The organism is Streptomyces sp. 6-11-2 (genome assembly GCF_006540305.1).
Classification (GTDB): Bacteria; Actinomycetota; Actinomycetes; order Streptomycetales; family Streptomycetaceae; genus Streptomyces.
The window spans coordinates 7,046,207-7,059,500 of sequence record NZ_BJOR01000001.1 but is presented as its reverse complement, the minus strand read 5'-3'; the positions used below and the strand labels follow the sequence as shown (position 1 = coordinate 7,059,500).

Genomic DNA, 13,294 nt, shown 5'->3' with positions numbered 1-13,294 from the left:
AGCCGCGGTCGCCACGCGGGCTCAGTTCGCCGGCGGACGGGCGGGCCCGGGCGCGGAGATGTTCTCGGGCGGGCAGGTGTTCCCGTGCGGGCAGGTGAGCAGTTCCAGCGTTCCGGTCATGTCCAGCAGCCGTTCCATGACGGCCGGACGCTCGTCCAGGTGGAGTGCGACGCCCGCCTCGTCCAGGAGGCGCCGGATCTGGAGCAGCGCGGACAGGCCGGAGGAGTCGACGCTCTCGAGTCGCGAGAACTCCAGGCGTACGGCGGCGACCGGGTGCCGTGCCGCGTGGCGCCGGGTGAGCACCACGGTCACCGTGTCCAGGAGTTGGCCGCGGGTGAGGTAGTCGAGGTCGCCTCCCACGCGCACCACGGCGACGGATCCACGGGTCTCCGCGGAGAGGCTGAAGGGCGAAGGCGGCATTGTTGTCATACGGGGTTTCCGGGGCCGGGGTCTTCGGGTTCTTCCGCACGGGACGTCATGCGGTACGCCGTGCGGTCAAAACACCCGCGTACCCCTGAACCACGAGGTCATGCACGGCGTACGGGGGCGAATTCACCGGGCCGGATATTGACGCACGTGTTTTGTTCGGGGCGGGCCGAGTGGGTTAGCCTGCGGCGTATTTCTCATCACGCAGATCCGTGAAAATCGCGGAAATGCACGCACGTCGGCGGGCCCGCGGCGGCCCGTTGGAGATGTCCGAGTCCTCACCGGCGGGGACTCCTGGGGAGCGGGACGAGGGTGCGCATGACCAGCGACAGAACCGAGGTCCTCGACGCCGTTCCGGGCGACCGGGAGCTGCGGCAGCTCCTGGCCGGCCTGACGGCCGTGCGGGACGGCGACTTCGGCACGCGCCTGCCGGAGGACACGGACGGGCTCATGGGCGACATCGCGACCGTGTTCAACGGGATGGTCGACCAGTTGTCCGTGTTCACCTCCGAAGTCACCCGGGTGGCCCGGGAGGTCGGCACCGAGGGCACGCTCGGCGGTCAGGCGGAGGTGCCGGGGGTCTCGGGCACCTGGGCCGATCTGACCGACTCGGTCAATGCCATGGCGGGCAACCTCACCACCCAGGTGCGCGACATCGCGCAGGTGGCGACGGCGGTGGCCAAGGGTGATCTGTCGCAGAAGATCGACGTGCCCGCGCGCGGCGAGATCCTGCAACTGAAGGAGACCGTCAACACGATGGTCGACCAGCTCTCCGCGTTCGCCGACGAGGTCACCCGCGTCGCCCGGGAAGTCGGCACCGAAGGACGCCTCGGCGGACAGGCCAAGGTGCCCGGAGTGGCGGGTGTGTGGCGGGATCTGACCGACTCCGTCAACTTCATGGCGGGCAACCTCACCGCCCAGGTCCGCAACGTCGCCCAGGTGACGACCGCGGTCGCCGAGGGCGACCTCTCCCAGAAGATCACCGTCGACGCCCGCGGCGAGATCCTCGAACTCAAGAACACCATCAACACGATGGTCGACCAGCTCTCCGCCTTCGCCGACGAGGTCACCCGCGTCGCCCGGGAGGTCGGAACGGAAGGGCGCCTCGGCGGACAGGCCGACGTCCAGGGCGTCTCCGGGACGTGGAAGGACCTCACCGACAACGTCAACGTGATGGCGTCCAACCTGACCGGGCAGGTCCGCTCGATCGCCCAGGTCGCCACTGCCGTGGCCCGCGGCGATCTGTCCCGCAAGATCACGGTAGAGGCCGAGGGCGAGGTCGCGGCCCTGGCCGACGTGATCAACACGATGGTCGACACCCTGTCCGCGTTCGCCGACGAGGTCACCCGCGTCGCCCGCGAGGTCGGCACCGAGGGACGCCTCGGCGGACAGGCACACGTGCCCAACGTCGCGGGCACCTGGAAGGACCTGACCGACAACGTCAACTCGATGGCGAACAACCTCACCGGTCAGGTGCGCAACATCGCGCTGGTGACGACCGCGGTGGCCAGGGGCGACCTGTCGAAGAAGATCGACGTCGACGCGCGCGGGGAGATCCTGGAGCTGAAGACGACCATCAACACGATGGTCGACACCCTCTCCGCCTTCGCCGACGAGGTCACCCGCGTCGCCCGCGAGGTCGGCACCGAGGGACGCCTCGGCGGACAGGCCGAGGTCGAGGGCGTCTCGGGCACCTGGAAGCGGCTCACGGAGAACGTCAACGAACTGGCCGGCAACCTGACCCGGCAGGTGCGGGCGATCGGCGCGGTGGCCAGCGCCGTGGCGGAGGGCGACCTGACCCGCTCGATCACCGTGGAGGCCTCCGGCGAGGTCGCCGAACTCAAGGACAACATCAACTCCATGGTGGAGTCCCTGCGCGAGACCACCCGGGCCAACCAGGAGCAGGACTGGCTCAAGTCCAACCTGGCGCGGATCACCAGCCTGATGCAGGGGCACCGCGACCTGCCGGTCGTGGCCGAGCTGATCATGGATGAGCTGACCCCGCTGGTGTCGGCCCAGTACGGCGCCTTCTATCTGGCCGAGGACGGCGAGCGCGGCCCCGAGCTGCGGCTCGTCGGCTCCTACGGCAGGCCCGACGACGACCGGCCCACCCGGTTCTCCTTCGGCCGCTCACTGGTCGGCCAGGCCGCGCGCAGCCGCCGTACCATCACGGTCGGCGAACTGCCGGCGGGGTACGTCACCATCTCCTCCGGACTCGGCCAGGCGGTGCCGACCGCGCTGATCCTGTTGCCGATCCTGTTCGAGGACCAGGTCCTCGGCGTCATCGAGCTGGCGTCGGTCACCGCGTTCACTCCGGTCCACCGGGACTTCCTGGAGCAGTTGCGCGAGGCCCTCGGGGTCAACGTCAACACCATCGTGGCCAACGCCCGCACGGATGAGCTGCTCGACGAGTCCCAGCGGCTGACGGCCGAACTCCAGGCCCGCTCGGCCGAGTTGCAGTCCCAGCAGGACGAGCTCCAGCGCTCCAACGCCGAACTGGAGGACAAGGCCTCGCTGCTGGCGGAGCAGAACCGCGACATCGAGGCGAAGAACCTCCAGATCGAGCAGGCCCGGCAGGAACTGGAGGCCCGCGCCCAGCAGTTGTCGCTGGCCTCCAAGTACAAGTCGGAGTTCCTGGCGAACATGAGCCACGAGCTGCGCACCCCGCTCAACAGCCTGCTCATCCTCGCCCAGTTGCTCGCCCAGAACCCCTCGCGCAACCTCACCCCGAAGCAGGTCGAGTACGCGGGGATCATCCACTCCGCGGGCAGTGACCTGCTCCAGCTGATCAACGACATCCTGGACCTGTCGAAGGTCGAGGCGGGCAAGATGGACGTCACCCCGGAGCGGGTGTCGCTGCGCCAGCTCATCGACTACGTCGAGGCCACCTTCCAGCCGATGACGACGCAGAAGGGCCTTCAGTTCGCGGTCACCACCGCGGCGGGCGCGCCCGCGGACCTGCTCACCGACGACTCACGGCTGCGCCAGATCCTGCGCAACCTGCTGTCCAACGCGGTGAAGTTCACCGAGCAGGGCGGCGTCGAGCTGTGCATCGAACCGGCCGCGGACGACGAGGTGCCCGGAGGCGTCGTGCGGGGCGGCGCGGTCGTGGCCTTCCGGGTCAGGGACACCGGCATCGGCATCCCGGAACAGCACCTGGAGACGATCTTCGGCGCCTTCCAGCAGGCGGACGGCACCACCAGCCGCAAGTACGGCGGGACCGGCCTCGGGCTGTCCATCACGCGGGAGATCGCGCATCTGCTCGGCGGTGCCGTCGCCGTGGACAGCGTGCCCGGCCGGGGCAGCACGTTCACGCTCTTCCTGCCGGTGGCCCGCCCCGACTTCGAGCAGGTGCTGGGCGGCGGCAGGACCCCGCAGAAGGCCCCGGCCGAGCTGGTGCCGGCCGCCACGGCGGACCGGGAGGCCGGGCGGGCGCACTCGGGCGGCGACGGGCCGCGCAGGCGGCGGCTGCTGGTCGTCGAGGAGCGTTCCCGCGGGCTGCTGACCCTGGTGGCCGAGAGCGTGGTCGCGGACGTGGTCCGGCACAGCGCCGACGACGCGGGCGCGCTGCCCACCGTGGACGTCATCACCGCCATGGGGGCGCAGGAGGCGGCGGGGGCGCTGGCCGCCGAGCCGTGCCACTGCGTCGTCCTCGACCTGGACATGCCCGAGCGGGAGGCGTCCCGGTTCCTCCGGGCGCTCCAGGGCGACTCGGCGCTGGCGGGCGTACCGGTGCTCGTGCACAGCGGTCGGCGTCCGGACGTGGCCCGGGCGGAGGCGCTGCGCTCGCGCGGGGACGACGGATCGCTCGAATTCCTCTCCAGCCTCGACGAGTTGCGCGAGCGCGTCGCCCTGCACCTGTCGGCCGAGGAACCCGGGGACGTGCTGTCCCTGGTACGGGCCGACGAGCCGCAGGACCTCGCGCCACCCGTCGACGGTGCCTTCTCGGGCCATACCGTCCTCGTCGTCGACGACGACGCGCGCAACCTGTTCGCGCTGAGCGGGATCCTGGAGCTGCACGGCTTCCGGGTGCTGCACGCGGAGAACGGGCGCAAGGGCATCGAGACGCTCGTCGGCAACCCCGACGTCGCGCTCGTCCTGATGGACGTGATGATGCCGGAGATGGACGGCTACACCGCGACGTCCGAGATCCGCAGGCTGCCGCAGTACGCCGAGCTGCCGATCATCGCCGTCACCGCGAAGGCGATGCCCGGGGACCGGGAGAAGTCACTGGCGTCCGGGGCGAGCGACTACGTCACCAAGCCCGTCGACACGGACGACCTCATCGCCTGCGTCCGGCACTGGCTGTCCGCGTGAGCGCGTCGGTGTCCGCCCCGCGCAGCGGCGGGGCGGGCCCGGTCCGCCGCGGCACCTCCCGCACCCCAGCGCCGTTCAGCCGAGGAGCTTGTCCATCGTGAGCACGTCCGAGCAGCAGCGCGATCCGGCCGGCGCCGGGCCGGTTCCGGAGCCGTCCGTGTCGGGGGCGCAGCCGCCCGCCGGCGGCCCGGCACCGGCCGATCCCTCGGGGGCCTCCCCCACGTCCCCCGTGGGGCGGCTGGCCGCCACCGTGGAGCGGCTGCGCCGCGAAGTACGCGCCGCGCAGGCGGAGGCCGAGGGCCGGGCCCTGATCGAACTCGCCAAGGGCATCCTGGTGGAGCGGCTGGGCTGCGGTCCGGCGCAGGCCGCCCGGCAGCTCGCCGAGCTGGCCGGGCAGGCCCGGGTGACGCCGCTGGAGTTCGCGGTGGAGGTCATCAACCAGGCCGCCCGCGACCGCGTCTCCGAGGTCACCGACGCCTTCCTGGCCGCCGCCGAGAGGGCGGCGGAGCGCGACTCGGCCGTGCGGCTGCGGGCCGCGGAGAGCGGGGCACTGGCGGCGGACGACACCCAGGCCGTCGCCGACTCGCTGCTGGAGCACGCACTGCGCCCGCTGGGCGCGGTGGCCGTGGCGGTCTGGGCGGCGGGCGCCGACGGCTCGCTGGCCCTGTCGGGCAGCGCCGGTTTCTCCCCGGCGGAGGCCACCCGGTGGCGCTATGTGCCGCCGGAGGTCGCCACCGTGGCCCGCCGTGGACTCACCGAACGCACCGGCCAGTGGTTCACCTCGCTCGCCACGACCGGACTGCCCACCATCGGGCGGCACCTGCACCCGGACGGGGGCCGGGTGGCGGTGCCCGCCGGCACCGGCGGCCGGATCCACGGGGTGCTGGAGATCGCCTGGCCCGGACCGCTGGAGCCGCAGCCACCCCAGGTCGTACGTCAGGTGGAGGCCCTCGCCGAACTGTGCGCGCACACCCTGGAGACGTCCACGCCGGGCCAGGACGCGGGACGGGAACCGCGGGTGCTGCCGGACACCGCCGAGCTGATGGACCTGGCCGACGGACTGCACGACCCGGCCCTGGTGCTGGTCCCGCACGTCGACGGCGACGGGCAGCTGGTGGACTTCCGCATCCAGCACGTCAACAGCCGCTTCCTGGATCCGGCGGGCCGGCCGCGGGCCGTGGTCAACGGCGCGCTGCTCCTGGAGGCCTTTCCCATGGCCGCCGGGAAGAGCGAGCTGTTCCAGCGGGTGGAGCGGGTGTACGCCACGGGTGAGGTGTACCGGGCGCACCGGATGCATCTGACGGCGCTGGTCGACCAGGTGCCGCTGTCGGCGGTGGCGGACATCAGCATCAGCCGGCACGGCGGCAGCGTGCTGCTGATATGGCGCATCGAGGACGAGACGGCACGGCTGGCGAGCCTGCTCCAGCACGCGCAGCGCCTCGGCCGCATCGGCGGCTTCGAGGAGAACCTGCTGACGGGCGAGATCACCTGGAACGACCAGCTGTTCGGCCTCTACGGCCGCGCCCCGTCGAGCACCCCGGTGCCGTTGGAGGAGCTGCCCGCGCACGCCCACCCGGACGACGCCGTGGCCATCGGGCGGTTCCTGCGCACGCTGCTGCACCACCGCCACCCGGCCTCCGCGGCCTTCCGGCTCCAGCGGCCCGACGGGGTGACGCGGCACATCCGGGTGGTGGCCGAGCCGGTCCTGGACACCGACGGGCGGCTGTTCGTGGTGCGCGGCGCCTACCAGGACATCTCCGCGCAGCACTGGACGGAGGTCGCGCTCGCCGCCACGCGCGACCAGCTCGCGCACACCGAGCAGCAGGCGACCGAACGCAACCGGCTGACGCTCCAGTTGCAGCACGCCATCATGCCTCCGACCCGGGCGCCGCTGCGGGTGAGCGGGCTGGAGGTCGCGGTGCGCTACCGGCCGGCGGAGACCGAGCAGTTGGTGGGCGGCGACTGGTACGACGCCGTGGTGCTGCCCTCCGGGCTCGTGCTGCTGTGCGTCGGCGACGTCGCCGGCCACGGCATCGAGGCGGCCACCAGCATGGTGGTGCTGCGCAACGCGCTGCGGGGCCTGGCCGTGACCGGGGCCGGGCCCGGCCAGCTGCTGTCGTGGCTCAACATCGTGGCGCACCATCTGACCGGTGCCGTCACCGCCACCGCGGTCTGCGCCCTGTACGACCCCCGGCGGCGCACCCTGCGCTGGGCCCGGGCGGGGCATCTGCCGCCCGTGCTGGTCAGCGGCACGGAGGCGGCGCCGCTGCCCCTGGTCCGGGGCATGCTGCTGGGCGCGGTGGCGGAGGCGGCGTACGAGGAGGCGGAGCTTCGGTTCGCGCCGCAGGACACGCTGTTGATGTACACCGACGGTCTGATCGAGCGCCGGGACCGCTCCGTGGAGGAGTCGCTCAGTCATCTGCTGACCACGGTCCGTTCGGCGCCCGGACCCCTGGACCAGCAGCTGGACCGGCTGCTGACCTACAGCAGGTCGGACACGGACGACGACACGTGCATCGTGGGCATCCGGGTCGCCTGACGGCGAGCGGTCGCTGCCCGGTCCGGCGCATGGCCGCCCCGTTCAGGGGTAGGCGCGGAGGCGCAGTGCTGGGTGCCGCCCGTCGCCGGTGATGCGAAATGGATCACGTCGCCGGTGCACGACCGGTGTGCGTCGAAGGCGTCGACGGGGGTAGCCGCCACTGGCCGGCCGTCAGCACCCGTTGGAGGTATCCGTGCCCCTTGCCCACAACCCGCTGTCCGTGGAGGTCACCCTGCCCCGGGAGGATGTCGCCCTGCTCACGGTCGAGGGTTACCTGGACGTCGACACCGCGACCGAGTTGCAGGCCCATCTGGCCAACCAGCTCCACCACGGCCGACGGCACTTCCTGCTGGAGCTGTCCGCGGTCCCCTTCATGGACTCCTCGGGGATGAACATCATCCTGCGGGTGTACCAGGAGGCCCGGGAGCGGGCGGGCAGCGTGCACATCATCGCCCCGGCCCCGGCGGTGCTGCGGATCCTCGATCTCACGGGGGTCAGCATCACGGTGCCGGTCTCGCGGACCGCCGAGGAGGCGCTGGCCCTGGTGGACCGGCAGCCGGAGGAGCCGGAGGCGACGTGAGCGCGTCGGCAGGCGCGGGGAGCGCCAGGAGCGCGGAGCGCGTACGGGCGCGGTGTCGGGCCGTGCGGGCGTCGCCCGCCGCGCCGCCGTCGTGGATCAGTGCCGACGCGGCCGCGCAGAACCCCTCGAGCCCGGTCAGCAGCGCCGTCCGCCGGCGCGTCGGCATCTGCTCGCGCACGGACCGCAGCTCCGTCTCCCGGCGCCCACGCACGTCGGCCAGGAGCGCCCGGCCGCGGCGGCTGAGGCGCGGTTCCCCCTCCCGGCGGCTGCTGGCGGCCACCTGCCGCCGTACGAAGCCCCCCGCCTCCAGCCGGTCGCGGAGCCTGCTCGTGGACGGCGGTGGGGAGCCCAGGGCTCCGGCGAGGGTGCGCAGGTTGATGCCTTCGTCGTGTTCCAGGATGAGCAGCACCCTGAGCCGGGCGGCGGAGACGGGCGCAGTGGGCGCGCGGCCCCACAGGACCTCCAGCAGCTCGGCCGCCGTGGAGGTCGCGCGCGCCACCTCGCCCGGCGGGCGGGAGGACGTCACGCCGGCACTCTCGCAGGGTTGACGCGGGCTGTCGGCTCGCCCCGGTGGCCCGTCCCGGCCGATTTCGGGGCCCGGGCCGCGCCGTCCGGACGCCGTGTCGTGCGAAGTCGGCCTGTGGTTACAGTTGTCGCCCGGCAACGGTCGCACCGCCGTGCCGCCCGGGGGCGGATTCGCAACGGTGCAACGCGGATGAGGAGTTGAGCAGGTGCCGGAGCAGGCAGCGGCAGCACAGCACGGGTCGCCGGCGCACGAGGTCGCGGACTTCCTGCGCCGCCGCAGGGAGCAGATCGCCCAGCGGTGGGCCGAGGAGCCGCTCTTCCGGACCGTGTTCACCGTCTCCCGGGACGAGGCGGTGGAGGGGGGCCGCGCCGTCGTCGACGCCCTGGCCGAGGTGGCCGCCTCCGAGCGGGTGTCCGACCCGGACGCCCACGGTTTTCTGCTGGTGCGCGAGCAGTTGGCGCGGATGGGCGCCGCGCGCGGCAGGACCGGTCTGACCGCCTCGGAGGTCTCTCGGGACGTGGACGCCCTGCGGCCGCCCGCGGTGGAGCTGCTGACCGCCGAGCTCGCCGACGCCCCGGCGGAGCATCTGCGGGAGTGCGCCGGCGTCCTGACGGTCCTGACGGGCACCCTGCGCCTCGTGGTGATGCAGACGGCGCTCAGCGAGGGACAGGCCCTCATCGACCGCCAGCGGCTCCAGCTGCTGGAGGTGGCCACTCCGGTCATCAAGCTGTGGGACGGCATCGTCGCGGTGCCCCTGATCGGAACGCTCGACAGCGCCCGCAGCCAGGTGGTCATGGAGACACTGCTCGAGGCGGTCGTCGACCAGCAGGCGCGCTACGCGATCCTCGACATCACCGGGGTGCCGACCGTCGACTCGCTGGTCGCCCAGCACCTGATGAAGACCGTGGCGGCCGCCCGGCTGATGGGCGCCGAGTGCGTGGTCTCCGGCATCCGCCCCGCCATCGCCCAGACCATCGTCCACCTCGGCCTGGACCTGGGCACGGTCGTCACCCGCGCCACCCTCGCCGACGCGCTCGCCCACGCCCTGCACCAACTGGGCGCCGACATCGTGAGCCGGGCACCGCATGGTGTGGGTGACCGGTGACCGACCGTTTCCCGACGCCCGGCACGGGACACGTGCCGGTGCTCCGACTCGGCGACGTGCTCCTGGTCACGCTCCAGGGAGATCTGCACGACAGCACCGCCGAACAGCTCCAGCAGGACATCGGCGAGGCCATCGCGAACAACGCGGCAACGGGGGTGGTCATCGACATCTCCGGTGTGGAGATCGTGGACTCCTTCCTCGGCCGGGTGCTGGCCGAGATCGCGGCCAGCGCCAAGCTGCTGGCCGCGCAGACCGTGGTGGCGGGGATGCGTCCCGCGGTGGCCATCACCATGGTCGAACTGGGTCTGACGCTGCCCGGACTGCGCACCGCGCTCACCGCCGAGGACGCCCTGCGGCTCGTCACCGAGCACACCGCGCTCCCGCGCCCCGGCGGCGCCCGGGCGGGGAGCCGGTGATGGAGACAGCAGCGGGCATCCAGGCCTGCCTGCCGATCCGGTCGGACATGGATCTGGTGTGGGTACGGCAGCATGTGCGGCAGGCGGCCGCCCGGCTCGGCTTCGGCCTGGTCGACCAGACGAAGCTGATCACCGCGGCCAGTGAGCTGGCACGCAACACGCTGGTGCACGGCGGGGGCGGGCAGATGGAGGCGGCCCTCGTCGTCGACGGGCACGTGCACGGGCTCCGGCTGGCGTTCAGCGACGAGGGGCCGGGCATCACGGACCTGGACCGCGCGCTCAGCGACGGCTACACCTCGGGCGACGGTCTGGGCATGGGCCTGGGCGGCGCCCGGCGCCTGGTGCACGAGTTCACGATCGACAGCACCCCGGGCGCCGGCACCACGGTCACCGTCACCTCCTGGGCGACCCGGGCGCCGCGGCCGTACGAGGGGCCCTGATGCCGCGCGTCTGGGAGGTCCCGGTGCCCGACTCGACCCGGGTGCGCGACGCGCGGGTCGCCGCCGAGGACGCGGCCGCGCTGGCCGGCCTGGGCGAGTCCCGCACCGCCGCCGCGGCGCTGGTGGCGACCGAACTCGCCACCAACCTGCTCAAGTACGCCGAGGGCGGGCGGCTCCTGATCGAGGTCGTGCCCCCGCCGAGTGCCCCGGGCGGGCACGGCGATCCGGCGCCGGTGGTGCAGATAGCGGCCGTCGACCACGGTCCCGGCATGGCCGACGTCGCCGCCGCCCGGCGCGACGGGTTCTCCACCAGCGGGTCGCTCGGAGCCGGACTCGGCACCTGCCATCGCGTGGCCGACGAGTTCCACCTGCACAGCGCACCCGGCCGCGGCACGGTGGCACTCGCCCGCGTGGGCGCCGCCGTACCGCGTGCCGTGGCCGTACCGCGGTCGGCCGCGGTACGGGCGGGCGGTGTCACCATCCCGTTCGCGGGGGCGGAGTACTCGGGTGACGCCTGGTCCTGGGCCGGCGCCGAGGACCGGGTGACCCTCATGCTGGTGGACGGTCTCGGCCACGGCCGGGAAGCGGCCCGCGCCTCGTCGGCGGCGGTCGAGACCCTGCGCCGCTCGGCCCGTCTGACGCCGGCCGAGCTGCTCCGGCGACTCGACACGGCGCTGCGTGGCACCCGGGGGGCGGCCGTCGCCGTGGCCCAGCTGGACCTGCGGGCCGGGCGGCTGCGCTTCGCCGGTATCGGCAACGTGGGGGCCCGACTGTGTGAGGGCGGCACCTGGCGTCATCTGCTGTCCCGGCCGGGCATCGTCGGCGTGCACCGGCCCACGACGCTGCCCGAGACCGAGGTGCCCTGGGGGGCCGACCGCCTGCTCGTTCTGCACAGCGACGGCCTGCCCAGCCGGTGGGCGCCGCCCGGCGCGGCCGGTCCGCTCACGGCGACCGACCCCGCGGTGACGGCCGCCGTGACGGTGCGTGACGCCAGCAGCTCCGCCCGCCCGGTCCGGGACGACACCGCCGTGGCCGTTCTGACCCCCACCCCGCCGGACCGCCCATGACGCACAACTTGCGGATCACCACCGTCACCGACGCCGCCCGGGCCCGTGTCGCCACGGTCCGCGCGGCGGCCGCGCACGGGGTGCCGCCGCTCGAACGGGTCCGTCTGGCCACGGCCCTCAGCGCCCGCCTGCGGCAGTGCCTGACCGAGGGCGGCACCTGGACGGTCGTCCTCGGGGCCCGGGCCCCGGCCCCCGAAGAGGACGCGGGCACGCTGCACGTCGCCGTGGCTCCGGCCGGTGGCACGCGGGACGACGGGGAACCGCCGTGGCAGGTGTCCGTGACCTGCCCGGAGGCCGGCGCGCCGCCGGACCCCGTGGTGCCCGACGACACGGCCCTCCTGGCCGAGGCGCTGCTGGGCGCCGACGAGGACACGGCGGTGGCCCTGGGGAGACTCGCGGAGCAGGAGGAACTGGTCGCCTTCCACCGCGAGGAGTTGCACCAGACCAACCAGGGAGTCCTTGCCCTGCACGCCGATCTGGACGCCGCCTGGCGGGCTCAGCGGGAGGCGTTCGCCGCCGAGCGCGCGGCGCGCACCGAGGCGGAGGAGGCCCGCCGCAGGCTGAGGTTCCTGGCCGACGCCAGCGCGCTCCTGACGACCTCGCTCAACCACGAGGAGATCCTGCGGCGGCTGCCGGACCTGCTCGTGCCCCAGTACGCCGACCGGGTCGACGTATGGCTGTTCGACCACGGGGACGAGCGGCTCCGGTCCGCCCCGCATCCGGCGGCCGCGGTGCTCGCGGCCCGTACCGGCCGACCGCAGTACGCGGCCGACCACCCCGGCGACCTGCCGGACGTCGACGACCAGCCGCCGTCCGCGCTGAACCCCGGCCGGCCCCTGCTGTGCGTCCCGCTGCTCGCGCGGCGGGCACCGCTCGGTGTGCTGACCCTGTCGCCGCCCGGCGCCCGCTGGGACCCCGACGACGCGGTCATGCTGATCGAGCTGGCCCGGCGGGCCAGCGTCGCCCTCGACAACGCGCGCCGCTTCGAGCACAACCGCGACATCGCCGAGACGTTGCAGCGCGCGCTGCTCACCGATCTGCCCACCACGCCGGGCCTGCGCCTGGCCGCACGCTATCTGCCGGCCACGCACGGGTTGAACATCGGCGGGGACTGGTACGACGCCTTCCGGCAGCCCGACGGGAGCCTGATCACCGTCATCGGCGACGTCACCGGCCACGGGCTGCACGCGGCCGTGATGATGAGCCAGCTGCGCACCGCGCTGCGCGCCTACGCCGTGGACGGCGGCAGCCCCGGCCGGCTGCTGACGCGGCTGCACGTGTTCCTGCACCATCTCCAGCCCGACCTGTTCGCGACCGCGGTGATCGCCCGGTTCAGCCCGGACGATCCCACCGTCACCTGGGCCGCCGCGGGCCATCCGCCGCCCGTGCTGCGGCTGCCGGACGGCCGGGTGCGCGTCCTCGACGCCAAGCCGGGCGCGATGCTCGGCATCCCGCTGAGGCAGGAGATCGAGGACCACACGGTGCGCCTCTCCCCCGGCGCGACCCTGGCGCTGTACACGGACGGTCTCGTGGAGCGCCGGGCACGGGGCATCGACCCCGGCATCGACCGCCTCGCCGCCGCCCTCGAGGCGTTCGACCCGGCCGGCCTGGACACCGACCTGGACGGCTCGGCGGACCGCATCCTGGGCCCGCTGCTGAGCGACTCCGAACGCGACGACGACGTCTGTCTCCTGCTCTGCCACATCGACCGCGCGGCCGGCGGGGAGCCGGGCCGGGTCCCGGCGGGCGCTGACCACCCGCGGTAGCGCCGCGCGACGCGCACCCCGCGCACGGCCGCCGGGACGAAAGGGCCCTCCGGCTGCCCGTGAGCGCTTCCGGTACGGCACCGGATCCCGGGAACCCGTCGAGGCGGCCCCT

9 protein-coding genes and 1 pseudogene are annotated in these 13,294 nt (G+C 73.6%); 8 read left to right on the top strand and 2 right to left on the bottom strand.

Annotated features, from left to right (window positions below; translation table 11 throughout):
- Window positions 1–21: 21 nt before the first annotated feature.
- Window positions 22–420, bottom strand: a complete 399-nt coding sequence (locus TNCT6_RS31590) for an STAS domain-containing protein (RefSeq protein WP_301184431.1) — start codon at window positions 418–420, stop codon at window positions 22–24.
- Between the two features lie 324 nt (window positions 421–744).
- On the opposite strand from TNCT6_RS31590, the gene TNCT6_RS31585 reads away from it, so the two are divergent.
- From TNCT6_RS31585 to TNCT6_RS31575, 3 genes are all read left to right on the top strand, one after another.
- Complete coding sequence (locus TNCT6_RS31585) at window positions 745–4,743, top strand: HAMP domain-containing protein (RefSeq protein ID WP_141364479.1); 3,999 nt, start codon at window positions 745–747, stop codon at window positions 4,741–4,743.
- Window positions 4,744–4,840: 97 nt separating this feature from the next.
- On the top strand, window positions 4,841–7,282 hold the full coding sequence (locus TNCT6_RS31580) for a SpoIIE family protein phosphatase (RefSeq protein ID WP_172633113.1): 2,442 nt from the start codon (window positions 4,841–4,843) through the stop codon (window positions 7,280–7,282).
- A 193-nt stretch (window positions 7,283–7,475) separates the two neighbouring features.
- Window positions 7,476–7,862 (top strand): STAS domain-containing protein, encoded by a 387-nt coding sequence (locus TNCT6_RS31575; protein WP_141364477.1) that lies wholly within the window; start codon window positions 7,476–7,478, stop codon window positions 7,860–7,862.
- A 58-nt stretch (window positions 7,863–7,920) separates the two neighbouring features.
- Here TNCT6_RS31575 and TNCT6_RS31570 read toward each other — a convergent pair.
- Window positions 7,921–8,388, bottom strand: a pseudogene (locus tag TNCT6_RS31570) (MarR family winged helix-turn-helix transcriptional regulator); the annotation flags it as partial.
- Between the two features lie 205 nt (window positions 8,389–8,593).
- On the opposite strand from TNCT6_RS31570, the gene TNCT6_RS31565 reads away from it, so the two are divergent.
- From TNCT6_RS31565 to TNCT6_RS31545, 5 genes are read left to right on the top strand one after another with little or no spacing between them, the layout of a single operon-like run.
- On the top strand, window positions 8,594–9,493 hold the full coding sequence (locus TNCT6_RS31565) for an STAS domain-containing protein (protein WP_141364473.1): 900 nt from the start codon (window positions 8,594–8,596) through the stop codon (window positions 9,491–9,493).
- Window positions 9,490–9,909 (top strand): STAS domain-containing protein, encoded by a 420-nt coding sequence (locus tag TNCT6_RS31560; protein ID WP_141364471.1) that lies wholly within the window; start codon window positions 9,490–9,492, stop codon window positions 9,907–9,909. The genes TNCT6_RS31565 and TNCT6_RS31560 overlap by 4 nt, the downstream gene beginning before the upstream one ends.
- Window positions 9,909–10,349, top strand: a complete 441-nt coding sequence (locus tag TNCT6_RS31555) for an anti-sigma regulatory factor (RefSeq protein ID WP_141364469.1) — start codon at window positions 9,909–9,911, stop codon at window positions 10,347–10,349. Before TNCT6_RS31560 ends, TNCT6_RS31555 begins: the two co-directional genes overlap by 1 nt.
- Complete coding sequence (locus TNCT6_RS31550) at window positions 10,349–11,416, top strand: ATP-binding SpoIIE family protein phosphatase (protein ID WP_141364467.1); 1,068 nt, start codon at window positions 10,349–10,351, stop codon at window positions 11,414–11,416. Before TNCT6_RS31555 ends, TNCT6_RS31550 begins: the two co-directional genes overlap by 1 nt.
- Window positions 11,413–13,182, top strand: a complete 1,770-nt coding sequence (locus TNCT6_RS31545) for a PP2C family protein-serine/threonine phosphatase (protein WP_141364465.1) — start codon at window positions 11,413–11,415, stop codon at window positions 13,180–13,182. The genes TNCT6_RS31550 and TNCT6_RS31545 overlap by 4 nt, the downstream gene beginning before the upstream one ends.
- The last annotated feature ends 112 nt before the right edge of the window (window positions 13,183–13,294 follow it).